The following is a 26,927-nucleotide window of genomic DNA, read 5'->3' as shown; positions in this document are numbered from 1 at the left end:
TCAACTCGCCCGCCGGCAGAGGCTGCTGAGGAGCAGCGACTCGCCGCTAACTGTCAGGTGATCGCGGCCGAGCGCCAGGACCGCAAACTCCTCCAAAACCATCGATTGGCGGCCCGCTGCGAAGAAGCAGCGGAGCATGTACCCGAACGTCTCGGCCGAGATCCTGCCGTTCGGTACCGGCCCCGCTTGCAGCGCGGCGATCAGGTCCTCAGCGTGCACGAGGTCATCGGTGTGGCGGGCATCGACGTGGCGTATCAAGGGCGCCGCCAACGGATCCTGCAACCCGCACCTAAAGATCTTGGTGAGGGACGCATCGCCTTCCCGCTCTCCCTCGACGAACGCGCCGAGCGCCAGGCGCAGCTGTTCAGCCTGTGTGTCTTTCGGCCAGATGGGCAAGCTGTCGGCACAGGCTTCCAACAGATCGCATAGGCACGCCAGCTGCTCGTGACGTGTCACCATGCGATCCAGGTCTGCTTCCTGAATGATGCACGACCGTCCCGAGGCGTGTATCGGGCTGTCGGCGGACGTGTCTGACGCCATCATTGATTTCTCCTGACGCACACTCGTGTGGTCATGTCGGCAGGTTCATGCACGATGAGCCGAGCGCAGCTCGGCCGCTATTGGAAGTCCCCCATCACAACCGCGACCGACCAGCTCAGCGCATCGTCGAGGGGGCGCTATCCGGCATCGGCATCATGTTCGTGTTGAGGTGGTACATCACCCAGACTGAGCCGCCGATCGTCAGCACCACGATCACCGCCGTGAACAGGAAGGCGAGCAACGTCCAACCGCCCTCGGACTGCGTATCGAGGTGCAGGAAGCTGACGACGTGCACGACGATCTGGACGAGTGCCAGCGCGAAGATGATCGCCGCCGTGACCGCCGCATTGGGCAGCGCCCCGGACATGACAAGCCAGAACGGGATGACCGTAAGCAGGATCGCGAGCGCGACGCCGATCCGGTAGCCGCGGCGGCTGCCATGCTCGCGAGCGGTCCCATGATCCTCGGGTGCGAGATGGACGGGACGGGTGCTCAACGGATCACTCCATACAGGTAGACGAAGTTGAAGACGCCGATCCAGATGATGTCCAGGAAGTGCCAGAACATCGACAGGCACACGACCCGGCGCCTGATCTCGCCCGTCAGCCCGTGCTGACCGATCTGGACGAGCATCGTCACTACCCAGATCAGGCCGACGGTGACGTGCGCGCCGTGCGTCCCGACCAAGGTGAAGAAGGCCGACAGGAACGCGCTGCGCTGCGGACCGGCCCCTTCGGCGATCAGGTGCGAGAACTCGTAGAGTTCGACGCCGACGAAGGCGGCGCCCAGCACACCCGTCACCGCGAGCCAGAGGCGCGTCGGGCCGATCCGACCCGCCTCCATGTGCGGCATGGCCTGCCCGAAGGTGATGGACGAGGCGAGCAGGAGCGCCGTGTTGAGGGCGACCAGCGGCAAATCGAAGATCTGCCGCGGGACGGGACCGCCGGCGTAGCTGGTGCTCACCACACCGAACATCGCGAACAGCGAGGCGAAGATGAGCGCGTCGCTCATCAGGTAGATCCAAAAGCCCAGGACCGTGGCGCCGCCGCCGTGATCGTGATCGTGATCGTCGGCGTCAAGGTGGTGCCAGGTGATGGCGGCCCCGGGGGCGTCGGTTGTGCGATGGGTCATGTCACGCCCCCACGGCCAGCGGCTGCCGCGCGTTCTCCGTCGCCGCGACCTCGGCGGCCGGGATGAAGGTGTCGCGCTTGAAGTTGAAGGTGTGTCCGACCGCCACGGCGAGCAGGCCGATGAAGCTCAGGGCGGCGAGCCACCACATGTACCAGACCATGCCGAACCCGAGGGCGAGCGACAGGCCGGCGAGGATCACGCCCGTGCCGGTGTTCCGCGGCATGTGGATGGGGCGAAACTCGCCCGCCGGCCGCTGATAGCCGCGCGCCTTCATGTCGTACCACGCGTCCAAGTCGTGCACGACGGGCAGGAAGGCGAAGTTGTAGGCCGGCGGCGGCGAAGAGGTGGACCATTCGAGCGTGCGGCCATCCCACGGGTCGCCTGTCGTGTCGCGCAGCTCCTCGCGCTTCACGAAGCCCATTACGATGCTCATCACGAAGCCAAGGATGCCGACCAGGATAATGAGCGCGCCGATCGCGGCGACGACGAAGTACGGCTGGATGCTCGGGTCGTCGAAGTGGTGGACGCGGCGGGTGGTGCCCATCAGGCCGACCACGTAGATCGGGGTCCAGGCCACCCAGTAGCCCACGACCCAGCCCCAGAACGCGACCTTGCCCCAGAACGGGTCGAGCTTGAACCCAAACGCCTTGGGGAACCAATAGACCATGGCGGCGAACAGGCCGAACACGACGCCGCCGATGATGGTGTTGTGGAAGTGCGCTACGAGGAACAGCGAGTTGTGGAGCACGAAGTCGGCGGGCGGGATCGCGAGCAGCACGCCGGTCATGCCGCCGACCACGAAGGTCAGCATGAAGGCCACCACCCACATCATCGGCAGCTCGAACCGGATGTCGCCGCGATACATCGTGAACAGCCAGTTGAAGACCTTGGCCCCCGTGGGGATCGAGATCACCATCGTGGCGATGCCGAAGAAGCTGTTGACGGCTGGGCCTGCGCCCATCGTGAAGAAGTGGTGCAGCCAGACCAGGTAGGACAGGATGGTGATGACAACCGTCGCGTAGACCATCGACGTGTAGCCGAACAGGCGCTTGCCGGCGAAGGTCGAGGTAATCTCCGAGTAGATGCCGAACGCGGGCAGGACGAGCACGTAGACCTCAGGGTGCCCCCAGATCCAGACCATGTTCCAGTACATCATCGGCGCACCGCCGAGCTCGTTGGTGAAGAAATTGGTCCCGACGTAGCGGTCGAGCATCAGCAGGAAGAAGGCGACCGTGAGCGCCGGGAAGATAGCGATCGCCAGCACGTTCGAGCACAGCGCGGTCCAACAGAAGACCGGCAGCTTCATCATGGTCATGCCAGGCGCCCGCATCTTGATGATGGTCGCGACCATGTTGATCGCCGACAGCGTCGTCCCGACACCCGCGATCTGCAGCGACCACAGGTAGTAGTCGACGCCAGTATCCGGGCTGTATGCCAGGCCCGCCAGGGGCGCGTAGGAGAGCCAGCCTGTGCGTGCGAACTCGCCGATGAACAGCGAGGTCATCGTCAGCACCGCGCCGGCGGCGGTAAGCCAGAAGCTCAGGTTGTTCAGGAACGGAAAGGCGACGTCGCGCGCGCCGATCTGGAGCGGCATCACGAAGTTGATCAAGCCGACCACCAGCGGGATCGCCACGAAGAAGATCATGATCGTCCCGTGGGCGGTGAAGATCTGATCGTAGTGATGGGCGGGCAGGTAACCCTCGTTAGCCCCGAAGGCGATCGCCTGCTGAGCCCGCATCATCAGCGCGTCGGCGAAGCCCCGCAGCAACATGATGATGCCGAGGATGACGTACATGATGCCGATCTTCTTGTGATCGACGCTCGTGAACCACTCCTTCCAGAGATAGCCCCAGAGCCGGAACCACGTCACCGCGCCGACGATGGCGAGGCCGAGCAGCGCGACGACGACAAAGGTGCCGAACAGGATCGGCTCGTGGATTGGGAACGACTCCCAGCCTAGGCGGCCGAAGATCGTCTTGAGTGTCGTCTCGGTCATGATGGTCCCGTGGCGAGGGATTAGGCCCGCTCCGCGTGCCGGGAGCGGCAAAGGGCTCGATCTCGGGCTACTGGAGGTCGCGGTTCTGCGCGTCGCCCGGTTTGAGCTGGCCGGGGGAGTCGGGGCCGACTGGCTTGGTGACGTTCGGGCCCGTGCCCTTCTCGTTGGGTGCCTTCTCGAGCGCGGGCTTCGGCTTGTCGCCGATCAGCGGCCCCGCCTCGCGGCCCGGCGGCATGGCGGGAGCCGGGTGCGAGTGGTGCGGATGTCCGCCGCTCGCCTGCATGTCCTGCCGCATGACGTCGACCATGCACGGCTTGCCGGGCTCGATGCAGCGGTTGACCGCGCGGTCGAACAAGCCATCCTGGACGGAGGCGAAGCGCATCACCGGCACCTTCTCGCTCGGCTTGATCAGCTCGACGAGGGTGGACAGCTCCAGGCCGCTTCCTGCCGCCTTCACGTCCGCCACCCAGCGGTCGAAATCGGCCCCCTCGACGCCGCGCAACTTGAAGCGCATGTCGGAGTACCCACGGCCCGTGTAGTTGCCCGAGTACCCCCAGCTCTCACCGGGCTTGTTGAGCACAGCGTTCAGTTCCGAACGCATGGTCGGCATGGCGTAGATCATGCCGGCGAGTGTCGGTGCGTAGAAGGTGTTGAATTGGTCCGTCGAGGTGATCGAGAAGCGCACCGGCACGTTCACCGGCAGCGCCAGCTCGTTCACGGTCGCGATCCCGAGGTCGGGATAGATGAACAGCCACTTCCAATCGAGCGCCACGACCTGGACGTTCAGCGGCTTGGCGTCGGCCGGGACCGGAACGCCCGGTGCGACGCGTTCCAGCGGCCGGAATGGGTCGAGCAGGTGGGTGCTCGTCCAGGTCACCGCGCTCAGCGCGATGATGATGAGCAGCGGGCAGGACCAGATCACCAGTTCGAGCGTGGTCGAATGGTCGAAGCTGGGATCGTAGGTCTTGTTCGGGTTGCCGTGCCGGTATCGGTAGGCGAACAGCACGGTCAGCACCATCACCGGCACGATGATGAGCAGCATGACCCCGACCGAGAACAGGATCAGATTGCGCTGCTGATAGGCGACATCGCCGGTCGGGTTCATCACCACCATGTCGCAGCCGCCGAGCAGGAGCGGCAGGACGAGGAGCGGGAGGCCGGCGGCCCGTCTCATGAGGCTGGAATCTGGGCTGGGCATGGCCTTTCGGATAGCCGCCAAGCTTCCGGTCGACTTTGACCGCGGTCAAACCACCCCGGATTTTCTGCCGCTATGGTCGGCCGCCGGCCCGGATGCCGCGCAAGTGCACGGAGCGAGGCCCCGCGGCGGGGTGGAGGAGAGGATCGAACGAATGGCAGCCACGACCGCCAGTGCCGCGAGCTCGACGCCGCTGGAGCGCGACGCCCGCCTCGTCAACGCGCGGGAGCATCGGATCCGGCCCGGCGAGATCGCGGTGGGCGTCATCATCGGGCGGTCGTCGGAGTTCTTCGACTTCTTCGTCTACGCGATCGCCTCGGTACTGGTGTTCCCGTCGCTGATCTTCCCCTACGCCGACGCGCTCACCGGCACGCTTTACTCCTTCGCGATCTTCTCGTCGGCATTCGTCGCTCGGCCCTTCGGCGCGCTCGCGTTCATGTGGGTCGACCGCAGGCACGGGAGGGGGGTCAAGCTGACTGTCGCGCTCTTCCTACTTGGGGGATCGACCGCCGCCATGGCGTTCTTGCCCGGCTACGCACAGGTCGGAGGTGTCGCAGCGGTTATTCTGGCCGTGTTGCGGATCGGGCAGGGCTTCGCCCAGGGCGGCACCTGGGACGGGTTGCCTGCACTCCTGTCGCTTAGCGCACCGCCGGAGCGGCGCGGCTGGTTCCGAATGGTCCCGCAGCTCGGCGCGCCCATCGGGATGTTCGTGGCCAGCGCCCTGTTCGCGTTTCTGCTTCTCACGCTGAGACCGGCGGACTTCCTCGACTGGGGCTGGCGGTACCCGTTCTTCGTCGCCTTCGTGATCAACGTCGTGGCGCTGTTCGCCAGGCTGCGGCTGATCTCGACCCCCGAATTCGAGCGCCTGTACGACAGCCGCGAGTTGCAGCCGTCGCCTGTGGCCGGGCTGTTCCGCGAGGAGTGGCGGACTGTGATCCTCGGCGCGTTTGCTCCCCTGGCGAGCTTCGCGCTGTTCCATCTCGTCACCGTGTTTCCGCTGTCGTGGGTTGTCCTCACGTCGAGCGATGCACCGCTGCACTTCTTGGTGATTGAGCTTGTTGGGGCAGTCGTCGGGTTGCTGGCCGTCGCCCTATCGGGGATTATCGCCGATCGGATCGGCGGCCGAACGGTGCTCGGGTTGTCCGCCGTGCTGATCGGTGCCTACAGCGGCTTCGCGCCCCAGCTGCTCGACAGGGGCGTAGCGGGTGAATGGACCTACGTGCTGCTCGGCTTCGGGCTTCTGGGGCTGGCCTTCGGTCAGTCCTCGGGCGCGTTGAACGGCAGCTTCTCGTCTAAGCATCGCTACACGGGCGCGGGCACGACGGCGACGGCCGCGTGGTTCATCGGCGCCGGCTTCGCGCCGCTCGTCGCCCTGCTGCTGGCGAGCAAGTTCGGGCTGATCTCAGTGGGGGCCTACCTCCTCTCCGGGGCGGTCTGCACGCTGCTGGCGCTGGCCCTCAACCGGGAGGGAGGCCATGCATCGTAGTGGCTCGAAACTCCCGCTGCGTGACAGCAACATCTTGGCGCCGCAACGCCGGGAGCGGGAGCGATCCATCCCGTCTGCTCCACGCCACAGATTGCTAAAAACCGGACAGACAGCTTTCGGCCATAACCGGTCATTCGGCACCGCACCGCCTGCCATCAAAAACTTTCGCGGTGATCGCCTGCCAGAATTCGATTCAAGTTTCCGATCGGCCATTGCGCCGGCCGAAATGACTATAAATTAGAAGTTGTTTGACAGTCTTATTGCGGCAATTGATAAAGTTGCCAGCATGAAGCTAATTTATAGCGATGCAAATCAATCTAGCGCAGATCCATGGGATCATCTTTATCGCGTGGTTAAACCTGCGCTTGCCCTCGCTCCGGCTACGTTTCTAAACCACCTAGAGGACCATCAAACAGCAAACGGCGTTTCGCAAGCGGTCGCGACTTACGACAGCGCTCCGATCTTCGACTGGATGATGAGCCTCGTGCCGCTTCAGGGTATCTCCGATCAGATCGCATCGCGCTACGCCGAGCAGCATGGCGGGGTGACAAACGCCGAAATCCAGGCGGCCTTGTCGGTACCTCAGAGGTGCACACGCCTTACGAGCTACTGGCATTTTGAGGCGTGCGGGTATCGCAGGGTCGACCGGACCTGCGCCGAACCGGCTCACATCGACGCCTGCACCTTACCCCTCCCGAGGCTGAGGAAAGGATCGCTGAACCAGGCCGCCTACAGCCTCGCCCTCTTCATTCGCGATGTCTGCGACGACGACTTCGTCGGCTGGATCGATAAACGGCTCGCCGAGGCCGATCCCGGCTCTGGGGCACCCGAGCGTGGTCCGCGCATGCGGGAGGCCGTTCTCAGTCCCCTCTGCGAAATCTACGGCATCGGACCGAAGCTCTGGGCGATGATGCTGGCTGACCTTCTGCTCGGCGCCGACCAGAACCGGGAACGCTGGGTCACAGCTGGATCGTGGATGATCGCCGTCGACTCCCTCGTCCATAATTTCCTGCGTCGGACCGGCACCTTGGCGCGCTTCAACGCCGAACACGCCTTCGGGCCGGCCTGTACGGCGCCTGGCGGCTGCGCGGAGATCATCGAAGGCTTGGCCTGCAGGATCGATGCCCGGGCCTACAACCCAGATTTCCCAGCGACCTTCCCGCGTTTTGTTCAAGCGGCGCTGTGGGGCTTTTGCGCGGAGGCTGGCTGGGACATCTGCAACGGCAATCGCATCGACGATCGGCTCGGCTGTCATCAGCGCGGGTGCCCAGCTTTCGAGGTCTGCGACCGTCGCTAGAACTGTCGCGCGAGAGCGCGCCTCTGCCAAACAGGTTGACAATAAGAATATATACCTATATAAATGATGGCGGGCGATGCGAAGCTGCCCAAACCCAAGGCCATGATGATTCGACCGCAGCCCACACGAAAGCGACCACATCGCCAACAGAGGCCACGGCCTGCCTTGAGCCTCACCTACCCATCCACAACGAGCAAGGGGTCCAATCCGGGGCCCCTTTCGCATTTCAGGAGCTTGCCATGATCGCGATTGTCACTAAGGCCGAAGAGCAGTCGACGAATCCCGACCCAGCGAGGGGCCCCGACATTGACGCTCAGGCGGAAACCCCGGCTGCCAAACCCGCGCCAGCGCTGATCGTATTTGGCACCGATAAGGACGGGAAACCGCACGCCTCCTGGTTCGCCGAGCCCGACGCTGCCCTCGCAATGAAGGCCGCGGGGATGATGAACATGCGGACCCTGCCGCTCAGTACCGAGGCGCACCGAACTCTTGCGGCGGAGTTGCCGTCTGGCCGCGTGTTCGCCTCTGGTCGGGCCTTCGTGCCGTTCGTCAAAAAGGGCGTGTACGATCGCCTTAGCGCCTTGGCTGGGCAGGTCGGGGCTAAGGCAACCGCGGCAGGCGAAACGGTCGCGCACGGGACTGCTACGGCGACGGGCGATGTAGGCGACCAAACCTCCAAAGCGACCGCAACCGGCGAAGCCCGATATCCGCGGAGCTGGGCCGGCGTCGCAACCGGCAGCCTCGTGCTGATCTCGGAAGGGGAGCAGGACGGCTGGTACGAGGCCGAGGTGATCGAGGCGAAGACCGGCGGGATCTACACCCTACGCTGGCGCGACTGGCCGGACCTGCCCCTCCTCGTGCGCCGGCGCGAGCACATGGCCCTGCTGCACCCCAACACCGCCGCTATCGAAGCGGCCTGAGGGGGATCGGTTATGAACACCCGGATCCATAACGCTGGGTCGAACCCCGCGGCGGCTGACCCCGTCGCGCGGGTGCGGGCCCTGAACGATGCATTCCGGCGCAGCTTCGCCGGGGGGCAGGTCGTTGAAACCCCGGGGGTGGTCGATCTGCGCGAGGCCGACCGCATCGCCCTGTTGCTGGCCGTGCGCCGCTTCGATCGCTTCGACGCCGAAAACGATCCTCACGGCGAGCACGACTTCGGCGCGGTCAAGGTCGGGGGCGAGCGGTTCTTCTGGAAGATCGACGCCTACGACCGGGCGCTGCTCGGTCATTCGCCGGACCCAATCGACCCCGCGGTGACGACCCGCGTGCTGACCATCATGCGCGCCGATGAGTACTGACGTGGCCCCCTCTGCAAGGTGCCGCGGGTGACCCGAAGCGATCTGCCTCATGCCAGTGACGCCATACGCCCGCAGCCGCGGGGCAGAGTAACAGGGCCCCGCTGCCAGACGATGACCCCAGTGCCTCGGCTGGCCTGCACGCTCGTCGGCGGCAGCCTCTTCACGGTCCATCCCGAGCGTTGGGTAATGCGGACGCTCATCCATCGACAGGGACCGTGTCCCGCCACGCCCGCTCAAACGGTAAGCGCCACGCGAAAGGCGCCACGAGCTGGTGGATCGACTTCGGCCCCCACGAACCCGGCTCGTACAGCCGTACAGGCGGCGGAGCTTCAAGGAGTGGGACCGAGACCTCCCACAGGCGCTCGATACCCTCCGCAGTGGTGAACAGCGTGCGATCACCGCGCATTGCATCGAGGATCAAGCGCTCGTAGGCCTCCAAGACATCGCCGGCCAATCCGGTGTCGCGCATCGAGAACTGCAGGCTCTGCTTGTCGAGCCGCATCCCTGGTCCCGGCCGCTTGCCGTAGAACGACAGGGACATCTTCGCGGCGTCGGCGAGGTCGAAGGTGAGGTGATCCGGCCCCTGCGCCCCGACGCCGGAGTTTGCCGGGAACATGCTCTTAGGCGGCTCGCGGAAGGCGATCGAGATGATCCGCTGACCCTCCGCCATCCGCTTACCAGTGCGCAGGTAGAACGGCACGCCGGCCCACCGCCAGTTGTCGATCTGGCACTTGAGGGCAATCAAGGTTTCGGTGTCGGACTCCGGATCGACGCCGGGCTCCGAGCGGTAGCCGCTGTACTGGCCCCGGACCACGTCACGCGGGTCCAGGGGCAGCATCGAGCGGAAAACCTTATTCTTTTCCTCGGAGATTGGTGCTGGCTCAAGGGACGTCGGAGCTTCCATGGCCATGAAGCCCAAGATCTGGAACAGGTGGGTCACCACCATGTCACGGTAAGCTCCGGTGGCCTCGTAGAAGGCCGAGCGGTTGCCCAGGCCCAGCGTCTCCGGCACGTCGATCTGTACGTGGTCGATGAAGTTGCGGTTCCAGATCGGTTCGAACAGGCCATTGGCGAAGCGAAACGCCAAGATGTTCTGGGCCGGCTCCTTGCCGAGGAAGTGGTCGATCCGGAAGATCTGGGCCTCGTCGAACACCGCGTGCAGGCGTGCGTTCAGATTGACAGCGCTCTCCAAATCGACCCCGAACGGCTTCTCCATCACGACCCGCGAGCCTTCAGCGAGATCGGCGTCCGAGAGCATCTTGACCGCCGAGAGGGCTGCGGCCGGCGGCACGCTGAGATAGTGCAGGAGGCGGGTCTCGACCCCAAGCGTATCCCGCGCCCGATCCACCGCCTCGCGCAGCGCCGCTGGCCCCGCCGAGATCGGCACGTAATCAAGGATCTCTGAGAATGCCGTCCAAGCCTCGTCACCGACGCGGCGCGTGGCAAACCGATTCAGAGCTCCGCGTGCCGCGGTCCGGAAGCCGTCGGCATCAAGGTCGTCCAGGGAGACACCGATGATACGACAGGCCGGAATGAAGCCTGCGCTGACCAGATGAAACAGCCCGGGCAGGAGCTTGCGTTGAGCGAGGTCCCCGGTGGCGCCGAACAGGACGACGGCCTGCGGGTGCTTTGGCCCGACGTCGGGAGGTAGCTTCTTCACAGCACTGCTCCGCGAGGCACGTCAAGATCCTTGCGACAGGCCGTCAGCAACAGGAGTGCCAATCACCAGATTGCCTGGGCATGCAGGCGGCAGGCGCAGAACGCTGGGTGCAGTAGAAGGCAGCCTGCGCACGGACGCGGGAGCGGGCCGGATGATCGAACGGCGAAGAGCATCAAGGTCGGAAGGGGACGGGCTATCGCGCCACATCCTGCCGAACGCGGGCACGATGGTCGGCGTGTGCACCACGCTGATCGGCCTGGTGAAACTCCTCGAAGCCCGGATCGGACCGAGCCACGTCGACGAGTATGCCGCCCTGACCGCAATCCTGTTCCTGGTCAGTGCGGTTACTTCCTACCTGTCGATCCGCCTGACGGCTGAGAACGAGCTGGCAGTCCGTCTGGAGCGATGTGCCGACATCTGCTTCGTCCTTGGGTTGGCCAGCCTGTCGATGATCGCGATCCTGTTCGCCTACGAGACGATCTGAATGCGGGCTGGGGTTTACTGGGAAGGCTCGGAGGATCAATCGCACCATAGGTGTCCCGGAACACGTCAGGCCGGAAATCTTGGGCATACATCGGGATCACACGGCGACGACAGTCGCGAACCCGATGGAGCCGACGATGACCTGGACGAACCGCATCACCATAGCTGCCACGCTGATCGGCGGAGCTTTCGCGCTGATGAGCTACGCTCAGGCGCTGAGCCTGCCTTCACACTTCGCGTGAGGGATCGGACCGGCGTCCTACCTGTTTGATAGAGGCCAGGCGCCAAGGGCTAAACTGGCTGGTGTAGGCCGGTCACGACGGGCGCCCTCCGACCCCGTGCCAAGCCATCTCAAGAACCATTGGCCGCCAGCCCGCGTGTGTCGGGTCCATTTCCGCGATCTCGACGGACAGGGCGACGAAGTCCTCGCCCGGGTTGGCGGCGTGCAGGGCGTGGCCGATGCGGCGCAGTTCGGCCCGGCAAGCGGTGCCGATTGGATCCGCAGCGAGGCCGGCGACGTCGAGGGTATCCGCGGCCGCCGGAGCCCTGGTGTCAATCCACGGCTTGCCCTTGGCCCAGCTGGAGTTGGCAGCGGCGCTGCGCTCCCGCTCGCCCGTAACGACGATGCGCAACAGGGCGTCGGCGGCCGCCTCAATGGGGGTGGCGGGCATGGGTTGCCTCACTGAAGTAGCCGATCAGATCGGCGTTGAACCGATCAGGATCTGTGGCTGAATGGGCGTGCCCGCCTTCGGCAGCGAGCGCCAAGCGCGAGGCCGGGATGGCGCGAGCGAGATCTTCCGAGCGCGTGTACGGGACCAGCACATCGTCGCGCGAAGCAGCGACCAGCGTCGGCACCTGAATTTCGCCCAGTCGCCCCTCGGCATCGAACGCGAGGAGTGCCCCGAGGCGGGCATGCAGATTGTGGCTCCCCTGGAAATGCCGGATGCCTTCGACTTCCTCCCGTGCCACCCGCTCTGCATGCCGCGAGAGCCACGGGGCGGGGTACAGGAAGATCGGCTGGGCCCGCAGGTAAGCTTCGGGACCTCCGTGTTTCAGCAACGCAGTACGGACATCGAAGCAACGCCGGGTGTGGGTGTCGACCTTCGCCCAGGCGTTGACGAGGACCAAGCTCGACAGGCGTTCCGCTGCACGCAGAGCGAGATCAATGCCGACCAGGCCGCCGAGCGCGTGGCCAACGAAGTGGCAACGTTGCACGCCTGCTCGATCCAGGACGTCGAGCACGTCATCAGCCATATCCGCAATCGTATATTCGGAAGGCAGCTCTTCCCAGTTCCTGCCAGTTCCGCGGTGATCGTAGACCACGACACGGTACTGTTCGCCGAGAGCGTCAAGTTGAGGCTTCCAGTAGATGCCCAAGCCGCCGAGCCCGGCCGACAGCAAGATAGTCGGAGCGGTTTCTTCGGATCGCCCATGAATGATGTAGTGCATGGCTTGAACCTCGGCTGATCGGCTTTGAAGGGTGGCAAATGTCCTGCCACCGCACTTCGTCTGAGTGGCTGGGATGGGGCTACGGTCGGGGTCGGATATCAGCAGGCCTCCGGGCGGGCGGCGAATTCGGTCTCAGCCAATTCAGCGGCACGCAGGACCGCCGGGCCGGTGAAGTCGGCAACGGCGCGGCCCTTGTCGTCGTCCGGCAGGGTGGCGACGATCTCCAGCCCGATGGCGGCTCCCATCATGACGACGTGGATCAGCCCTTCCTGCGTGTCGGAGCGGCGGGCGAGACCGAGCGCGCGTCGCCTGGAACCTGCGGCGGCTGCGGGTTGAGCGCGGCATCACCCAGGAAAGTCTGGCGGTCGATGCCGGCGTAGACCGCACCTACGTGAGCGGTATCGAGCGGCGCGAATTCAACCCGACCGTGGATCTGCTCGACCGCTTGGCGACGGCTTTGGCGGTGGACATCCTCGACCTGCTGGCGGTGCCGGCGAGCGATGAGGCCGAGCCGTCACCCCTGCCGGCGGGACGAAAGCGGCGTTGATCGGCCCTGCACGGGATGCACGCGATACACAGGCTTTTGCGAGGGTGGGTAGGGGGTTCAGGCGTCGGCGCCCAGGTGCAGTTGCCCAAAACCTTCAACCAGCCCCTCGATGCCCTCAAACCCGCTTCCGTTCGGCTCAACCGGGTCGAAGACGCTGCCTGTAAGGTTTTTTCGTTGCCTGCCATATAGTCTCATCGCGATCGATGTGACGCGTATGGCCAAGCTCGGCTGGGCGAGGCTATAGGGTAGGTGCTGGGGCCGGAGGAACCTCAGCCTTAACTCCATCGATCGGTTCCTCGACGCCTTCGAACCCATCCTTTATGCCGTTTCCCACTGGGATGGGACGGAGTTGGGTCTTGCGGTTCAACCACGTCGCCAACCGGGTCAACCCGGCTCATTTCCAGACCGTCGTGGACATGTTCGTCCAGCAGCTGGGGTTTGTGGAGCTGCGGCGCACCGAACGCGCCGTGTGGTTGCGGCAACCCGGGGCCAACGTCGACCTTCAGCTCAGTTGCAGTGACACCGGGCACCGGGATGTCGACCGGGATCGCTCACAGATCTCGTTCCTCAGCGCCACCCCGGAAGCCGACCTCGCCCGGCTGGCCTCGTGGTTCACAGCACGGGGGCTGCCAGCTCATGTCGGTGCCTATTCCGATCGCGAGTTCTACCTCGACGTGCCAGCGGCATTCGCGGATTTCGTGATCGAGGCGATGCTGCCCGAGCTCGCCGCTTACGACGTCGAGGTATGACCATTTGCAGAAACCGGGAACGTCCGTTTGCAGGCCCCCTGGTGAGGCAGAGACCTACGACTGGGATGGGTGGTTTTCTGCCCGTCCGCTTTCGGGCGACAATGTAGGGAAGCAGACGTAGCGGCCGGGCCTGTTTCCGATCCTTTGCAGAACCCTCGCAAGTCGGATCCGCGGCAGCATGGTATACTGTGCTTGACGACTGAGCGCGTGGTGTCGGGTCGGTACACTGTGAGCGGCAATGGATCGAAGCAGACCACTCAGACCCGCCGTAAAGGGCGACATCGAGACAACGCGCATGGACTTCGTGTTCGCCTTTTCGACGCCCTAACCCCGAACAACCAACGTCAAATTGAAATGTAACCAAATGTAAAGTACCGCGACCCTACTCTACGTTCATGCGTAAGCGGACTTAAAGCTTGATTGTAGCGGCGACCGCCGCAGCAGCAATTGTCTCGGAAATCAATAGATTTTTGCCGCCGCGGTTCGGACTACGAGACGAAGCTCTGTTATTCGGAGGCATCTCGTTTATATTCATGATTATGAAAATATTCAATCTCGATAATATTCGAGAAATTATCCAAAGAAATATTGTAAGCAGATTTTTAATGTTGTCTACGGCGCTTCTATTTGGCTGGAGCGCAACTATAAGCTTAAGCTATAGCATTCAAATATTTTCTCTTCCGTTGATTGACGATACACTGCTGGCGGCAGATAAATTTATCGGTTGCGATTATATCAAGCTGATGTCCTGGATCAAAGATCACCCTAAAATAGCCGATGCCCTCGGAGAGATATACAATCTGTTCCCCGCGCTTATTGTTCTTTTGACTTTGAGCGATTTGGCACTTAAAAACCGATCAAATATCGGGGAACGCTTCTTTACTTCTGCTTTAATAGCATTCTTACTCGCATTTATGATCTGTGCGCTGCTACCGGCAGCAGGTGCAGCCTCGCTGCTGGACTCTGAGACTGCTGCTCTAGCGACAGGGGCAACGCCGCTGGACTGCTTGTATGCATTGCGCTCGGGTGACATGCCTCAATTCAGCCGCGCCGCATCGGGAGGTCTCGTATCTTTTCCATCCATGCATGTGGCGATTGCGGTGCTAGCGTTGCATGCGACGAAAGCCGTGCGATGTCTATTCCTCTGCGTGCTGCCCATTTGCGCAGGGTTCTGCATCACCGCCCTTACTCATGGTGGTCACTATCTTGTCGACTGCTTCGCTGGCGCTGCAGTGGCGGCGGCGGCTATCAGGCTCAACATTACCTTTCACAACTTTAGCGTTCCACATCTCCAGGTCGGATGGCTGTCTTTCCAGAGAGATTTGACCTGCGATGTTGGTGGAGCTGCCTAGCGTCGCACTTCCCAAAGCGATCACAAGTTCCTCAATCGAACACCGCGATGAACAGTCCGTTTTCCACCCCGACCGGCCCCTGTATGGCGACAGGCATATGACCGCTTTTGGGAAGCTCTGACGCCGCTCCGCACGCCCGACATGGGTCGAACGCGGAACGTCTGCTTCCGGGCGGGCGGCCAACTTCAGCTCATGGCGCATAGTGGCAGTTGGTCGATTCGATGCCGCTCAGCCGAAGGCTCGGTCATCTCAGCTAAGCTTTGTGCGCGGATCTCGCTTCCAGCCCCTTCAAGCGCCGTCGTAGCCCCACAATCTCATCCCCCAACAGGCCGGTAATCACGTAGCGCCGTTGAGCCTTCCGAGATCCGTCCGGCCGCCGTGTCGTGATCGTCACCTCGTGGAACAGTACGCGCTGCTGCGCTTCGGCCTTCGCTTGTCGAGCAGCTGCGATGGCCCCCGGCGGGGATGACGACACCCGCTTCGCTACCGCGTGCTCACGCGCCCAAGCGTGCAGACCCTGGCCTGGGGTGGCCGCCAGCGCCTGCACTCCGCTCGGCAGGACCTTGGCCGCTTCGAGGTGCTGGATCGCCCTCACATCCCGACTGATCAGCTTGCGCGCCGCGAGTCGCTCGGCCGCGGTTTCGCCGCCGTAGGAGACGAACCGCTCGACGATGAGGTGCAGGTCGTGGGTCGTGCGCGAGCGCTTGCGCCCGCTCAAGGTCTCAAGCTCGGCCATGATCGCGGACTTCAGCGGGCTGGTGCTGATTCGGATGTAGGTTGCATAGGCCAGCGCGATGGCTTCAAGGTGCTGAGCGTCCGACGCCTTGCGGATGTTCAAACCGGCCCTTTGTAGCCAACCCGAGCTGCCGAGCGGCTGAGACCCATTACCCTTGGCTTGGTGCAGGAAGCGTTCGGCGTCGGCGGCCACGGCGTCGCGGCTGCCGGCCTCAGCGTTGGTTCGAAGCGACGCGGCCGGCTTGCTTGCAGGCTTTGCGGCATTCGGCTCGGTATACGCCCTCAACGGCTCGTGGCGGTGAAGCGGCTGAGTTGCGGGGGAGGGGAGACGGGGTCGGTTAAACCGAAAGGTTGGGACCGTGTCGTTGAGCATAGCCTAGATCCATTCCGAGCAAATGGTCACGCTTTCGGTGAGCGCGACACCTAATCGGTATGAATTGGCGACGTGCTGATGGCCGACCAAAACCAGCGTCGTCCAAGGTTGTCCGGCCCGCTCGACGGGACACAAACTGGACACCGAGTGCAACGACTTGAGCTAAGTGCTTGTTTTTGTTGGCGCGCCCTACGGGAATCGAACCCGTGTTTTCGCCGTGAAAGAGACGCTCCGATGTCTATGGGCGTCTATCATCGTACAGCATTTCCGTTTGTGGTCAGATACATAGCTCGTAGCGGCCTAGGCTTGTCTATGAACGTGTAGGGACGCATATTGGACATCTGTTGGACATCGCCTGCAGAGGAGCCCAACCGTGGCCCGCAGTGTTCGTGACGCCAACCTTGATACCCGCACCGCACGCCAACGGCTGCTGCCGCGCGGGAAGCCGTACTATCGCACTCTGGAGCCTGGCCTGCACCTCGGCTACCGCCGGCCGCTGAAGGGTGCCGGCAAGTGGGTCGCCCGCCACTACATCGGCGACAAGGACTACGAGGTCGAGACCCTCGCAGTCGCCGACGATTTCTCCGATCCTGATGGCGTCGCCGTGCTGAGCTTCCGACAGGCACAGGATTTGGCGCGCTCTAGGATGGTCCAGCGAGCCCACAGCGCTGCCGGGAAGACAGGGCCGCTCACCGTCCGCGATGCGGTGAACGCCTACGTTGATTTTCTCGACGCCAACCGGAAGACCGGCGTCGACGCTCGCAAGAGGGCAGGGGCTCATATCCTACCAACCCTCGGAGACATTGAGGTCGAGGCGCTCACCACCAAACAGCTCGAGAAGTGGCTCGCCGATATGGCAAAGGCCGCGCCGCGGATCCGGACCAAGGTCGGCAACGAGCAGCGCTACGGCGAGATGGCGATCGATGACGAGACGAAGCGCAAGCGCCGCTCGTCGGCCAACCGCACCCTGACGATCCTGAAGGGCGCGCTGAACCGGGCCTGGAGGGGAGGGGGCATCTCCTCGGACCTAGCCTGGCGTCGCGTCGAGCCATTCGAGAACGTCGATGCAGCTCGCGTCCGGTACCTCACGATCGCCGAGGCCAAGCGCCTGATCAACGCCGCTGAGCCTGGCTTCCGAGCCATGGTGCAGGCTGGCCTAGAGACAGGCGCCCGCTACGGCGAGCTCTGCGCCCTGGAAGTCCGGGACTTCAATCCGGACTCAGGCACGGTCGCGATCCGCACCTCGAAGTCGGGTAAGCCCAGGCACATCGTGCTGACCGACGACGGCGCCGCCTTCTTCGCCCGCCACGTGGCTGGTCGCCCCGGTACGGAGCGCATGTTCGTGAAGTCTAATGGCGAGCCGTGGGCGGCGTCGCATCAGCTTCGACCTATGGCAGACGCCTGCGCCAACGGCAGGATCACGCCAGTAATCGGCTTCCACGGGCTGCGGCACACTTGGGCGTCGCTGTCCGTCATGGCCGGCGTGCCGCTGATGGTGGTGTCCCGCAACCTCGGTCACGCCGACACGCGGATGGTCGAGAAGCATTACGGCCACCTTGCGCCGAGCTACGTCGCTGACGCGATCCGGGCCGGCGCGCCGCGGTTTGGCGGAGCTGCAGACAACGTCGAGCTGATGCAAATCGCAAAATGACAAACACGCCCGCGTTCCTGCCACCGCATATCGTGAGCTTGTCCGACTTGGTCCAAGAGATTGAGGCGGACGGACTTGGCAGTCTGTTCGCGGGTGGTGAGGTTGCCGCCTATTATTATATGAACGACTGGTTCCAGATCATACCAACAAGTGTCTGGATGGGATCTCATGGCAAAGAAATATTTGATACCGGCATAATAAACGACCAAGTTTGCTCTAATGAGCTATCAATGTGGACTAATGGCGAAAATCTTACGGTCTATGTCGATAGAAGAAGTGTCGATCGGTACTTGCACCCTGTAGATCAGCCGCCCCCGCCAATGGACGACGTACCTACTAAGGGACAGGGAGGCAGGCCAACCTTGCCCTGGGATGATTTCTTTGTCGAAGTCATTCGACTTGCCAACCTTCCTGACGGACTGCCCGACGAGCAGGCCAGATTGGAAGAGATCATGATGGACTGGTGCGAGCAGAACTGGCGCGGCAAGGGTTCGATCAGCTCAATCAGGCCGCGATTGGCCAAGGTCTATGCAGCTCTTGGGACGAGGACAAAAACCTAACGCCAGGGGTTTTTGGAGTTTTCTGGAGGTTTTCGTCCGACAGCTCGGGGCGAAGATGAAACAAGTGTGCACCGCCAACAACAAAGGCAGGTGCAGAGATGCAGTCCCTTACAATTCCCGAGTGGTGCGCTCGCCATAAGCTTTCGCGAGCATCGTTCTACAACCTCGCGCGGGTCGGCAAAGCACCGCGCATCATGAAGGTCGGGCGCTCGGTCCGGATCAGCGAAACCGCTGACGCCGAATGGCTGCGTGCGCGCGAACTCGAAGCTTCTCTTGAGAAGGAGGCCGCGTAGCACGATGGCCTATAAAACAGTTGAGGGACGGAGCGCCGGCCAGCGCTCACGTCCCTCGGATAGTGTCTCTCGCCAGAGCGACCACTCCGATATAGCACCCCACCGGCACCTCGCCAACAACCGGCCCTTTGTTTTCGATAGCCGGGGATGCTTCCTCGGCTTCGTGACCGGCCCGGCCGAAGCGCGCACCCTCCTGAGGGGAGGCGCGCTGTGATCGCCCGCCCCCTCCTCCAGCACGACGACTTCCTCTGGTGGCTCGACAACAGCCGTCGGCACTACCGCGTGCGCCCGACCCGGCTCGGGGATCTGACCTTCCGGTTCGGGGAAACCTACCCCGGCTTCATCACCGTCGTGAACATGGATGGTGAGCACCGCGTGGTGATGAAAGCTCAGTGTGAGCTCTTCCCGGGCGATTGGAAGGATACCGACCGGTACGCCTCCGCCCGCCTCAACGTCATCGCCATGGGCGCCCGTGCCCGCCAGCGGGGGGGCGTCCGATGAGCGCCGATGTCCTGGCCTTCCCCCGCAATCGCGTGCGCCGGATCGAGGCCGACGCCGTGCGGCTCAGCTACGACTTCAACCAGTGGTGCGCCGAGCAGTACCGCGGCGAGCGGTTCCTCCGGCGGATCCACTTCGAGCGGCTCCTCGACGCCCGCGCCGAGGTCGAGCGGCTGCAGGCCAACGGCCTGCGGCGTCTGCCCGATGCCCGGCCGGACTGGAGCTCGGTCGCCTATGGCGAGCTGAGCGATGGATCCCTGATCGACGACGAGTGGAGCGCCTGATGACGGACCATTTTCGTCTATCCCCGACCGAACTGCGCCTCGCACTCCGCGAGAATGGGTACGACCCCGTGCCGGTGTCCGGCATCAACATGAATGTCAAATCGGCCGGCAAGCGGCCGGTGATGTCGAGCTGGCAGACCCGCTGTTTCGAGCCGACCTTGGATGAAATTTGCAGCTGGGGCGACAAGTACTCGGACAGCTCCAACACGGGCCTGCTGTGCGGCAGACTTGTCGGGGTCGACATTGATATTCTGAACCCACTGGTAGCTGCGGTCGTTGAGGAGCACATTCTCACGCGATTGGGCCAAACACCGTTGTTGCGGATTGGCCGGGATCCGAAGGCGTTGCTCTGCTACCGGCTCAGCGCAGCAATCGACAAGATCCAGACCGCCCCGCTCCACTTTACCGATGATCCGAAGGAGAAGCCGACCAAGGTCGAGGTGCTGGCTCGTGGGCAGCATTTCGTGGGGTTCGGCCTGCATCCCGAGACGAGGCAGCCTTATCGTTGGCATGACGCCACGCCGCTGACGATTGCATTCAAGGATCTCCCCGAGACGACACATGAGAAGCTTGTGCAGGTCGTTGCCGAGGCTGAGGAGATCTTGCGGAAGAACGGCGGTGCGACGCCGCGGGAGCGTAAGCAGGAGGGCAAGAGGCGCGAAGACGTAGGCCGGCGCGCCGCTGGTTTCCGGAACCACGAGAAGCCCGATCGCGAGACCATCGCCGACGCGCTGCGCAGCATCCCGAACGACTTCGACTATGACGGGTGGATCCGGATCGGCTTTGCTCTCTACGACGCCTTGGGTGAGGGCGGTCGCGACCTCTGGGAGGATTGGTCTGCCACCTCCCCAAACAACGATGCGGCCTTCACGTCCCAGAAGTGGCCGAGCTTCGCGGGCGGGCGCTCAGTGACGATCGCCACGCTGTTCTATCATGCGGTGGAGAATGGTTGGCGCCGGCAGGGCGCCTCCCGGTCCGGTGCCCCCAAGCAAGATCGCGCCGAGCGCCGCGCCAACGCGGATCCCGAGGCCGAGGCTCAGGACGATGACGCGCGCCCCATCGTGCGGTTCGTCTACGGCAAGGTGCCAGAGGCGGTCGACCGTATGGAGACGTTGCTGTTGGGAGCCGGTGTCGAGATCTACGCCCGCGCCGGGTCGCTGGTGCGGCCCGTGCTGGATACCGTGCCGGCCGCCAAGGGCCGCATGACGACGGTCGCCAGGATGTGCCCGTTCACCACGGTGAGCTTGGCCGATGTGACCGCGCGGACGATGCGGGTTCACAGGTTCGACCGCCGCGCCGATGACTGGCTCGACATCAACCCGCCCCACGAGATGACGGCGACGCTCCTGGCTCGGGAAGGACTCTGGCGCTGCCCGCAGGTTGCCGGGATTATCACGACCCCGACGCTGCGCCCCGATGGCTCGCTGCTGACGGCAGCGGGGTACGATCCCGCCACGCGGCTGTACCTCGCCCACGATCCGGACTTCGTGCTGCCGGCATTGACCGAGCGGCCGACGAAGGAGGAGGCGCATGCGGCCCTGCAGTTCATCGATAAGCTGTTGGACGGCTTCCCGTTCGTCGGCCCGATCGACCGCGCCGTGGCGTTGTCCGGCATCTTCACTGCCATCGTGCGCGGCGTGCTGCCCACCGCTCCGCTGCACGCCATCCGCGCGCACACGCCTGGTACCGGCAAGTCGTTCCTCGTGGACCTGGCCAGCACCATCGCCACGGGTCGGCGCTGCCCGGTGATCGCAGCGGGCAAGACTGAGGAAGAGACCGAGAAGCGCCTCGGGGCCCTGCTGCGGGATGCCGTGCCAGTCGTGTCGATCGACAACGTCAACGGCGAGCTCGGAGGCGATATGCTCTGTCAGCTCACCGAGCGGCCACTCGTACGGGTCCGGATCCTCGGCAAGAGTGAAGCCCCCGAGCTGGAGTGTCGGTCGACGGTGTTCGCCACCGGCAACAACCTCGTCCTCCTGGGCGACATGACCCGGCGCGCCCTGGTCTGCTCGCTCGATGCAGAGGTGGACAGGCCGGAGTTGCGGACCTTCGGCTTCGATCCGGTCTTCCGAGTGCTGGCAGACCGCGGGGCCTACGTCGCGGCGGCCTTGACTGTGATCCGAGCCTACGGGGTCGCGGGCCGTCCGACTGTGTGCGGGCCCCTCGGGTCCTATGACGAATGGTCTGAGATGGTTCGCGCTCCACTGATCTGGCTCGGTCAGGCTGATCCGGCCGAAAGCATGGAGACGGCGCGCGAGGAAGATCCGGAGTTGTCCGCCATCCGCGAGCTGTTCGGGCATTGGCGCGACCACCTGACGATTGCCGATGGCTACACGACGAACGCGATCACAAAGGCCGCCTGTGCGAAGGCGCCGACCAGAAGCTTCGACTTCAGTCAGCAGGGGTTCCTGCTTCCGGAGTTTCGCGACCTGCTGCTGCGGCAGGCCGGGGAGGGCGGTGTCGTGAACAGCCGGCGGCTGGGTAGGTGGCTGGCTCGCATCAAGGGGCGCGTCGTCGACGGGTATCGGATCGAGATGAAGGTCGACAGCAGCAACGGGAACCGATTTTCGCTCTGCCAGATCGGCGCTGCGTCTTCCGGGTTGGTGGCATCGGAGTTCTGATGCGCCGGGTGAGGTTAGGGGTTTCAGGGGTTTTAGGGGTTTTTTTCATCCCAAAGCGGCTAACTGTCAGATCAACTTCTATTCGTATTTTTCGGGGACGGGGAGTACGTCCACGCCGAGCGTGTTGGCGAGCGCATCAGCGATGCTGACAGTTTGAGCGCAGCGGCCAAAAGAAACCCCTAAAACCCCCAAAACCCCTAATCCTTGCGCGATGGAAGCTATGGCGATCACCAGTAAGCTCACAATTAAGCCCGGCAAACTCGACCCCTTCGCTCGCGCCGTCATGCGCGAGTTAGAGAAGCGCGTGCTGATCGGCATTCCCGGCGACAGCATGCACCCCGCAGAGAAGGGCGAAGCGCCGATCAACAATGCCGTGTTGGGCTACCTGTTCGAGAACGGCCAGCCGGAACACAACCTGCCGGCTCGGCCGCATCTCGTGCCGGGCGTCGAGAGCATCCGAGAGCAGGTGGCCGAGCGGCTGAAGGTGGCGGCTGCCAAGGCCTTCCTCGGCGACCTCGACGCCCCGGAGAAGGCCCTACACACCATTGGGCTCCTGGGCGTGTCTGCCGTCCAGCAGCAGATCACAGATGGCGCCTTCGCGCCCTTGGCTGAACGCACGATCAAAGCTCGGATCTACCGCGGCCGCACCGGCACCAAGCCCCTGATCGATACAGGCGCATATCGCCGGTCGTTCACCTACGTCGTCACCAGCCGCAACGTCTCACATGGGGGTTAGCAGCTCTCAGGAAGCGATAAGGCAAAGCTTACCGCAGTAGACATTGAAAAATCTGGCGGCAGCATCCTAGGGGCCGAATTTCAGCGTTGCCGCTTTAGCAAGGCGATAGATTGAACAGCGGCACACACAGATAAACAAACACGTACAATGACTTAGCGCACCGCCTAGACTATCTTTGTCCAACAGATGTCCGATAAGGCTGTTGGATCGGTGGCAGATAGCCCCAGCATAGACGCCCAGAAGCGAGCCCATAGGAGCCGCGTCACGAACGGCAGCGCGTTGCTGCAGAACGTGGACGGTCGCTCGGGCTGGGCTCGTCGCATGCGGGACCTCATGGCTCTGCACCTGTCGGACCTTGGTGGCGAGGCCGCGGTGTCCGAAGCCGAGAAATCGCTGATCCGCCGGGCGGCAACGCTGACCGTCGAGCTCGAGCGGATGGAGGAGCGGTTCGCCACTGATGGCGAGGCCGATGCCGAGGGCTTGGACCTCTATTCCCGCACCGCCGGCAACCTGCGACGCCTGCTTGAGGCAACCGGCCTGCAGCGCCGCCACCGCGACGTGACGCCTGACCTGCGCCACTACATTGAGGGCACGGCGGCATGAACCTGCTTCAGGCCATGTCCGACCCAAAGCTGTTCGGCCCCTGGTTCAAGGATGCCGACACCTGGGCTGCCTGGAGGGGCTTCGTAGGTGCCCTGTTCGGGCTGCCGCTGTCCGAGGCTGAGGCGACCACCTACCGGGCCTGTACGGGTCGCCAGACGATGCCCGAGGCTGCCAGCACCGAGGCCTGGCTCATCTGCGGGCGTCGTGCCGGCAAGAGCTTCGTGCTGGCCCTGATCGCGGTCTACCTGGCCTGCTTCCGAGACTACCGCCAGTACCTCGCCCCAGGCGAGCGGGCGACCATCCTGATCATCGCCACGGACCGCCGGCAGGCTCGGACCATCTTCCGGTACATTCGCGGTCTACTCACCGAGGTGCCGATGCTGGCCCGCATGATCGAGCGGGAGACGGCCGACGAGTTCGACCTCAAGAACCGGGTGACGATTGAGGTCGGCACCAGTTCATACCGCGCCGTCCGCGGCCGCACCCTGGCAGCCGCCTTGTGCGACGAGTTGGCGTTCTGGCCCTCCGACACCTCGGCCAGCCCGGACTACGAGATCCTGGACGCCCTGCGGCCGGCGATGGCGACGATCCCGAACGGAATGATGCTGTGCGCCAGCAGCCCCTACGCGCGGCGTGGCGCGCTCTACGATGCCTTCCAGCGCTACCACGGCCGGGACGATGCGCCCGCGCTGGTCTGGCGTGCCGCGACCCGCACCATGAACCCGAGCGTCCCGCAGAGGGTAATCGACGAGGCGATGGAGCGCGACCCCGCGAGCGCCTCGGCTGAGTACGGCGCGCAGTTCCGAACCGACGTGGAGACGTTCGTCTCGCGGGAGGTGGTCGAAGCCGCGATCCCGCGTGGCGTGATGGAGCGGCCCCCCGTTTCGGATCTGTCCTACCACGCCTTCACCGACCCATCGGGCGGTGCGTCAGACTCGATGACGCTTGCGATCAGCCACCAAGAAGAAGGCCGTGCTGTTCTCGATGCGGTGCGCGAGCGCAAGGCGCCGTTCAGCCCAGAGGCTGTGGTCTCGGAGTTCGCCGATCTGCTGAAACGCTATCGGCTAACCGCAGTGACTGGCGACAGGTACGGCGGCGAATGGCCTGCCGAGAGCTTCAAGCGTCACGGTATCACCTACGAAGAGTCCAAGAAGTACAAGAGCGCGATCTACACCGACATCCTGCCTCGGCTGAATTCGGGCGAGGTCGAATTACTCGATGTGCCAGTGCTCTCGACGCAGCTCATCACCCTAGAGCGCCGCACTGCTCGCGGCGGGCGCGATAGCATTGATCACGCCCCCGGTGCTCACGACGACGTGGCGAACGCCGTAGCCGGAGCGCTGCTGCTCTCGTCGAAGCCGTCGATCATCGAACTCTACACCCGATTGGCCGGATAGGAGGTCACCACCATGACGACCGACCGAAACGCTGTGAAGCGTCTCATCCTGAAGGAAGGCCCGGCGGCGGCCCGGCACCGGTTCGGCGACGCCATCGTGTCGGACGTGATCGTCCGCGGCGCCGGCACCGTCACCCACGATTGCGGTGACGCCCCGTGCTCCTGCGGTGGCCACGGCCATGTGCATCCCGCCCACGCCAACGACCGTGAAGCCCGGCAGGCGGCTCGCCGCGCGGCTTTCGCGGACGCAGCCCGCGCCGGTGTGGCGGACGCCAGGCTGAAGGTCGAGCAGGCCACCCGGTTGCGCGCCTTCCTCCAGTCCGGCCGGAGGGCTCGCTGATGGCTTACCTCGACCGCATGGGCCGCGAAGGCGTCCGCACCCTGTCGGATGATGGCGAGTTCGCCACGCCTGACCAGCTTGCCGAGCGCCGCGCGCGCATCGCAGAACGGCAGCAGCGGGAACAGCCGATCCGAGCCTTGCCGGCGCCGGAGAGTGATATCGGAGGCGAGGTCGAGCTTCGCGACCGTCTGCGGCTCGCCATTGCCGAGCGCACCTTGCGCGACGCCGACCATGCCCGCGCAATCGAAGCCGCCGAGCGCGGGCGCGAGCTGCACCGGCAGGCCACGAAAGCAGTTGCGGAAGCCGCGGCCGAGGTGAGCCGGATCGGCGACGACCTGGCGGAACGGATTGCCCGCTGGGCCGAGGGTGGCCTCACCGATCCGCACCCGGCCAATACCGACAGCGCCGAGGCGCACGGCCGGCACGTCGCTGCGCAGTCCCGTGCCGCCTCGGCCGAACAGGCGTGTCAGGCCCTGACGACCACCGCCCTGGCCCGGCAGCAGTTGGCGGCCGACGCCGGCTTGCGGGTGCAGCAGGCGGTCTACCGCGTCGTCACCCGGGACGCGGAAGCCATTGCCCGGCGCGTCGAGGCAATGCGTGCCGAAGCGGACGCCCTGGCCAGCGGAATCGGTCAGATCGGCGCGCACTTCGGCCCGAACGCCTCGTTGGGCGCCCCCTACCAGTCCGCGACCACCCGACTCTCCGGCGGCGCAGTCATCAAGGTTCAGGCGGCCAACGTCGAGACGGCGGTCAACCGGCGGATGCGTGAGGCGTGGGGCACCTACGTGGCGGCGCTGACGATCGACGCGGACGCTCGTCTCGCCCTGCCGGAATAGAGATCCGGGCGGATGCCGGGGCGCCCTTCTACGGGTCGGGCCACTGGTGTCGTTCGGTAGCGCGGGCTCGTCACCTGCGCGGCGCCAAGTCGTCGAGTGGCGCTGATAAGTAACCGCGACAGAGAAACGGGGGTACTCCATCCCCAGGGTTCTCGCGACGAAGCCTCCGGCGCGCATGACGTGCCGGGGGCGCCTATTCGGGAGCGGCCATGACCGACCAATACCTGCGCAACATGTCCGTCGAGATCGAGGGCGGCGCGACCTGGACCTACCGCGGCGACGAGAACGGCGGGCAGGGCCTGCGCATGACGTTCGAGATCACCATGAAGGACACCAGCACACCGAACGTGGCGCGCATTGGCGTCTACAATTTGAAGGACAGCAGCACGCAGCCGGCCTTCTTGGTCGGCAAGCGAGTGAAGGTCAGCGCCGGATACGTGACCGGGCAGTCCTATGTGCTGTTTGACGGCGAGATCATCCAGGCCCGCAATCTGCGCGCCGACGTGACCGACAAAGTTCTGGCGATCCTAGCTACTGACAAAGGTACCGCGCGCAATTACGCAGTCGTCAGCAAAACCCTATCGGCTGGTCACACGCACAACGACCGCGTGATGGCCTGTTTCGAGCCGATGAAGGCGCTCGACGTGGCTCTCGGCTACATCGACACCGAGGCACTATCCAAGAACAAGTTCCCTCGCGGCGCTGCGCTGTTCGGCAACGTGAAGGACCACCTACGCCAGATCTGCGCGGCCACCCGGACCTCATGGTCAATTCAGAAGGGTAAGCTTCAAGTTCTCGGGAATGACAAGGCGTTG

The 26,927-nt window shown here is 64.2% G+C and carries 30 protein-coding genes; 20 read left to right on the top strand and 10 right to left on the bottom strand.

Translation table 11 applies throughout. The features are described from left to right. The 5 genes from MKL09_RS03780 to cyoA all read right to left on the bottom strand — a co-directional run bounded on the left by MKL09_RS03780 (window position 1) and on the right by cyoA (window position 4,841). A complete protein-coding gene (locus MKL09_RS03780; RefSeq protein WP_244018099.1) occupies window positions 1-543 on the bottom strand; it encodes a hypothetical protein in 543 nt (180 codons plus the stop codon). A gap of 112 nt (window positions 544-655) precedes the next feature. Beyond that, window positions 656-1,036 (bottom strand): cytochrome o ubiquinol oxidase subunit IV, encoded by a 381-nt coding sequence (gene cyoD, locus MKL09_RS03775; protein ID WP_244018097.1) that lies wholly within the window; start codon window positions 1,034-1,036, stop codon window positions 656-658. Next, window positions 1,033-1,671, bottom strand: a complete 639-nt coding sequence (cyoC, locus tag MKL09_RS03770; protein ID WP_244018095.1) for a cytochrome o ubiquinol oxidase subunit III — start codon at window positions 1,669-1,671, stop codon at window positions 1,033-1,035. The genes cyoD and cyoC overlap by 4 nt, the downstream gene beginning before the upstream one ends. A 1-nt stretch (window position 1,672) precedes the next feature. Then, window positions 1,673-3,667, bottom strand: a complete 1,995-nt coding sequence (gene cyoB / locus MKL09_RS03765; protein ID WP_244002471.1) for a cytochrome o ubiquinol oxidase subunit I — start codon at window positions 3,665-3,667, stop codon at window positions 1,673-1,675. 67 nt (window positions 3,668-3,734) lie between these two features. After that, window positions 3,735-4,841 (bottom strand): ubiquinol oxidase subunit II, encoded by a 1,107-nt coding sequence (cyoA, locus tag MKL09_RS03760; protein ID WP_244018093.1) that lies wholly within the window; start codon window positions 4,839-4,841, stop codon window positions 3,735-3,737. Between the two features lie 175 nt (window positions 4,842-5,016). Here cyoA and MKL09_RS03755 point away from each other — a divergent pair, with 175 nt between their 5' ends. The 4 genes from MKL09_RS03755 (at window position 5,017) to MKL09_RS03740 (ending at window position 8,946) form a co-directional block, all read left to right on the top strand. Beyond that, window positions 5,017-6,348, top strand: coding sequence for an MFS transporter (locus tag MKL09_RS03755; protein WP_244018091.1), 1,332 nt, complete (start codon window positions 5,017-5,019; stop codon window positions 6,346-6,348). Between the two features lie 244 nt (window positions 6,349-6,592). Next, window positions 6,593-7,645 carry a hypothetical protein gene (locus tag MKL09_RS03750; RefSeq protein WP_244018089.1) on the top strand — a complete coding sequence of 351 codons (1,053 nt, stop codon included), beginning with the start codon at window positions 6,593-6,595 and terminating at the stop codon, window positions 7,643-7,645. 239 nt (window positions 7,646-7,884) lie between these two features. Further along, window positions 7,885-8,565 (top strand): hypothetical protein, encoded by a 681-nt coding sequence (locus tag MKL09_RS03745; protein ID WP_244018087.1) that lies wholly within the window; start codon window positions 7,885-7,887, stop codon window positions 8,563-8,565. Between the two features lie 12 nt (window positions 8,566-8,577). Beyond that, a complete protein-coding gene (locus MKL09_RS03740) occupies window positions 8,578-8,946 on the top strand; it encodes a DUF3768 domain-containing protein (RefSeq protein ID WP_244018085.1) in 369 nt (122 codons plus the stop codon). A gap of 196 nt (window positions 8,947-9,142) precedes the next feature. Here MKL09_RS03740 and zwf read toward each other — a convergent pair whose 3' ends face one another. Then, window positions 9,143-10,606, bottom strand: coding sequence for a glucose-6-phosphate dehydrogenase (gene zwf, locus MKL09_RS03735; RefSeq protein WP_244018083.1), 1,464 nt, complete (start codon window positions 10,604-10,606; stop codon window positions 9,143-9,145). Window positions 10,607-10,757: 151 nt separating this feature from the next. On the opposite strand from zwf, the gene MKL09_RS03730 reads away from it, so the two are divergent. Beyond that, complete coding sequence (locus MKL09_RS03730; RefSeq protein WP_243940810.1) at window positions 10,758-11,090, top strand: hypothetical protein; 333 nt, start codon at window positions 10,758-10,760, stop codon at window positions 11,088-11,090. 313 nt (window positions 11,091-11,403) lie between these two features. Here the strand turns inward: MKL09_RS03730 and MKL09_RS03725 are convergent, their stop codons facing one another. The 3 genes from MKL09_RS03725 to MKL09_RS03715 all read right to left on the bottom strand — a co-directional run bounded on the left by MKL09_RS03725 (window position 11,404) and on the right by MKL09_RS03715 (window position 12,786). Next, entirely contained in the window at window positions 11,404-11,760 is a 357-nt protein-coding gene (locus MKL09_RS03725; protein ID WP_244018081.1) for a hypothetical protein, read from the bottom strand. Then, a complete protein-coding gene (rutD, locus tag MKL09_RS03720) occupies window positions 11,741-12,538 on the bottom strand; it encodes a pyrimidine utilization protein D (RefSeq protein ID WP_244018079.1) in 798 nt (265 codons plus the stop codon). The genes MKL09_RS03725 and rutD overlap by 20 nt, the downstream gene beginning before the upstream one ends. 98 nt (window positions 12,539-12,636) lie before the next feature. Then, window positions 12,637-12,786, bottom strand: a complete 150-nt coding sequence (locus tag MKL09_RS03715; RefSeq protein WP_244018077.1) for a hypothetical protein — start codon at window positions 12,784-12,786, stop codon at window positions 12,637-12,639. Between the two features lie 68 nt (window positions 12,787-12,854). Between MKL09_RS03715 and MKL09_RS03710 the strand changes: the two genes are divergently transcribed. The 3 genes from MKL09_RS03710 to MKL09_RS03700 all read left to right on the top strand — a co-directional run bounded on the left by MKL09_RS03710 (window position 12,855) and on the right by MKL09_RS03700 (window position 15,186). Then, window positions 12,855-13,085 (top strand): helix-turn-helix domain-containing protein, encoded by a 231-nt coding sequence (locus MKL09_RS03710; RefSeq protein ID WP_244018133.1) that lies wholly within the window; start codon window positions 12,855-12,857, stop codon window positions 13,083-13,085. 356 nt (window positions 13,086-13,441) lie between these two features. After that, complete coding sequence (locus MKL09_RS03705; RefSeq protein WP_244018075.1) at window positions 13,442-13,834, top strand: hypothetical protein; 393 nt, start codon at window positions 13,442-13,444, stop codon at window positions 13,832-13,834. A 416-nt stretch (window positions 13,835-14,250) separates the two neighbouring features. After that, window positions 14,251-15,186, top strand: a complete 936-nt coding sequence (locus tag MKL09_RS03700) for a phosphatase PAP2 family protein (protein WP_244018073.1) — start codon at window positions 14,251-14,253, stop codon at window positions 15,184-15,186. A gap of 253 nt (window positions 15,187-15,439) precedes the next feature. On the opposite strand, the gene MKL09_RS03695 is transcribed toward MKL09_RS03700, so the two are convergent. Beyond that, on the bottom strand, window positions 15,440-16,207 hold the full coding sequence (locus MKL09_RS03695) for a hypothetical protein (RefSeq protein WP_244018071.1): 768 nt from the start codon (window positions 16,205-16,207) through the stop codon (window positions 15,440-15,442). Window positions 16,208-16,667: 460 nt separating this feature from the next. On the opposite strand from MKL09_RS03695, the gene MKL09_RS03690 reads away from it, so the two are divergent. The 12 genes from MKL09_RS03690 to MKL09_RS03635 all read left to right on the top strand — a co-directional run. After that, on the top strand, window positions 16,668-17,945 hold the full coding sequence (locus MKL09_RS03690) for a tyrosine-type recombinase/integrase (RefSeq protein WP_244018069.1): 1,278 nt from the start codon (window positions 16,668-16,670) through the stop codon (window positions 17,943-17,945). Between the two features lie 38 nt (window positions 17,946-17,983). Then, window positions 17,984-18,505, top strand: a complete 522-nt coding sequence (locus MKL09_RS03685) for a hypothetical protein (protein ID WP_244018067.1) — start codon at window positions 17,984-17,986, stop codon at window positions 18,503-18,505. A gap of 98 nt (window positions 18,506-18,603) precedes the next feature. After that, the gene (locus tag MKL09_RS03680) at window positions 18,604-18,798 is read left to right on the top strand and encodes a helix-turn-helix transcriptional regulator (protein ID WP_244018065.1); all 195 of its coding nucleotides are present in this window, start codon (window positions 18,604-18,606) and stop codon (window positions 18,796-18,798) included. Window positions 18,799-19,008: 210 nt separating this feature from the next. After that, window positions 19,009-19,299, top strand: a complete 291-nt coding sequence (locus MKL09_RS03675) for a hypothetical protein (protein WP_244018063.1) — start codon at window positions 19,009-19,011, stop codon at window positions 19,297-19,299. Further along, complete coding sequence (locus MKL09_RS03670; RefSeq protein WP_244018060.1) at window positions 19,296-19,580, top strand: hypothetical protein; 285 nt, start codon at window positions 19,296-19,298, stop codon at window positions 19,578-19,580. Before MKL09_RS03675 ends, MKL09_RS03670 begins: the two co-directional genes overlap by 4 nt. Next, complete coding sequence (locus MKL09_RS03665) at window positions 19,580-22,201, top strand: PriCT-2 domain-containing protein (protein WP_244018058.1); 2,622 nt, start codon at window positions 19,580-19,582, stop codon at window positions 22,199-22,201. Before MKL09_RS03670 ends, MKL09_RS03665 begins: the two co-directional genes overlap by 1 nt. 211 nt (window positions 22,202-22,412) lie before the next feature. Next, window positions 22,413-22,937, top strand: coding sequence for a hypothetical protein (locus tag MKL09_RS03660; protein WP_244018056.1), 525 nt, complete (start codon window positions 22,413-22,415; stop codon window positions 22,935-22,937). A gap of 321 nt (window positions 22,938-23,258) precedes the next feature. Next, window positions 23,259-23,540, top strand: coding sequence for a hypothetical protein (locus tag MKL09_RS03655; protein WP_244018054.1), 282 nt, complete (start codon window positions 23,259-23,261; stop codon window positions 23,538-23,540). Beyond that, window positions 23,537-24,937, top strand: a complete 1,401-nt coding sequence (locus MKL09_RS03650) for a terminase large subunit domain-containing protein (protein WP_244018052.1) — start codon at window positions 23,537-23,539, stop codon at window positions 24,935-24,937. Before MKL09_RS03655 ends, MKL09_RS03650 begins: the two co-directional genes overlap by 4 nt. Before the next feature lie 12 nt (window positions 24,938-24,949). Then, complete coding sequence (locus tag MKL09_RS03645) at window positions 24,950-25,276, top strand: hypothetical protein (RefSeq protein WP_244018050.1); 327 nt, start codon at window positions 24,950-24,952, stop codon at window positions 25,274-25,276. Beyond that, window positions 25,276-26,112 (top strand): hypothetical protein, encoded by an 837-nt coding sequence (locus MKL09_RS03640; RefSeq protein ID WP_244018048.1) that lies wholly within the window; start codon window positions 25,276-25,278, stop codon window positions 26,110-26,112. Before MKL09_RS03645 ends, MKL09_RS03640 begins: the two co-directional genes overlap by 1 nt. Before the next feature lie 209 nt (window positions 26,113-26,321). After that, window positions 26,322-26,927, top strand: a 606-nt coding sequence (locus MKL09_RS03635; RefSeq protein ID WP_244018046.1) for a hypothetical protein, incomplete at its 3' end; no start/stop codon positions are given.

This window comes from Methylobacterium sp. J-048 (assembly GCF_022829515.1).
GTDB lineage: Bacteria > Pseudomonadota > Alphaproteobacteria > Rhizobiales > Beijerinckiaceae > Methylobacterium.
The sequence above is the reverse complement of the archived record's forward strand: the minus strand, read 5'-3'. Positions and strand labels throughout refer to the sequence as shown.

Bases quoted from the DNA above. Each gene is read 5' to 3' on its own strand.
- MKL09_RS03680 (WP_244018065.1), top strand. From the start codon at position 18,604: ATGCAGTCCCTTACAATTCCCGAGTGGTGCGCTCGCCATAAGCTTTCG.
- MKL09_RS03780 (WP_244018099.1), bottom strand. From the start codon at position 543: ATGATGGCGTCAGACACGTCCGCCGACAGCCCGATACACGCCTCGGGA.
- MKL09_RS03745 (WP_244018087.1), top strand. From the start codon at position 7,885: ATGATCGCGATTGTCACTAAGGCCGAAGAGCAGTCGACGAATCCCGAC.
- MKL09_RS03655 (WP_244018054.1), top strand. From the start codon at position 23,259: ATGCGGGACCTCATGGCTCTGCACCTGTCGGACCTTGGTGGCGAGGCC.
- MKL09_RS03755 (WP_244018091.1), top strand. From the start codon at position 5,017: ATGGCAGCCACGACCGCCAGTGCCGCGAGCTCGACGCCGCTGGAGCGC.
- MKL09_RS03660 (WP_244018056.1), top strand. From the start codon at position 22,413: ATGGAAGCTATGGCGATCACCAGTAAGCTCACAATTAAGCCCGGCAAA.
- MKL09_RS03670 (WP_244018060.1), top strand. From the start codon at position 19,296: ATGAGCGCCGATGTCCTGGCCTTCCCCCGCAATCGCGTGCGCCGGATC.
- MKL09_RS03640 (WP_244018048.1), top strand. From the start codon at position 25,276: ATGGCTTACCTCGACCGCATGGGCCGCGAAGGCGTCCGCACCCTGTCG.
- MKL09_RS03725 (WP_244018081.1), bottom strand. From the start codon at position 11,760: ATGCCCGCCACCCCCATTGAGGCGGCCGCCGACGCCCTGTTGCGCATC.
- MKL09_RS03665 (WP_244018058.1), top strand. From the start codon at position 19,580: ATGACGGACCATTTTCGTCTATCCCCGACCGAACTGCGCCTCGCACTC.
- cyoC (WP_244018095.1), bottom strand. From the start codon at position 1,671: ATGACCCATCGCACAACCGACGCCCCCGGGGCCGCCATCACCTGGCAC.
- MKL09_RS03740 (WP_244018085.1), top strand. From the start codon at position 8,578: ATGAACACCCGGATCCATAACGCTGGGTCGAACCCCGCGGCGGCTGAC.
- MKL09_RS03650 (WP_244018052.1), top strand. From the start codon at position 23,537: ATGAACCTGCTTCAGGCCATGTCCGACCCAAAGCTGTTCGGCCCCTGG.
- MKL09_RS03645 (WP_244018050.1), top strand. From the start codon at position 24,950: ATGACGACCGACCGAAACGCTGTGAAGCGTCTCATCCTGAAGGAAGGC.
- MKL09_RS03715 (WP_244018077.1), bottom strand. From the start codon at position 12,786: ATGATGGGAGCCGCCATCGGGCTGGAGATCGTCGCCACCCTGCCGGAC.
- rutD (WP_244018079.1), bottom strand. From the start codon at position 12,538: ATGCACTACATCATTCATGGGCGATCCGAAGAAACCGCTCCGACTATC.
- cyoA (WP_244018093.1), bottom strand. From the start codon at position 4,841: ATGAGACGGGCCGCCGGCCTCCCGCTCCTCGTCCTGCCGCTCCTGCTC.
- MKL09_RS03730 (WP_243940810.1), top strand. From the start codon at position 10,758: ATGATCGAACGGCGAAGAGCATCAAGGTCGGAAGGGGACGGGCTATCG.
- cyoB (WP_244002471.1), bottom strand. From the start codon at position 3,667: ATGACCGAGACGACACTCAAGACGATCTTCGGCCGCCTAGGCTGGGAG.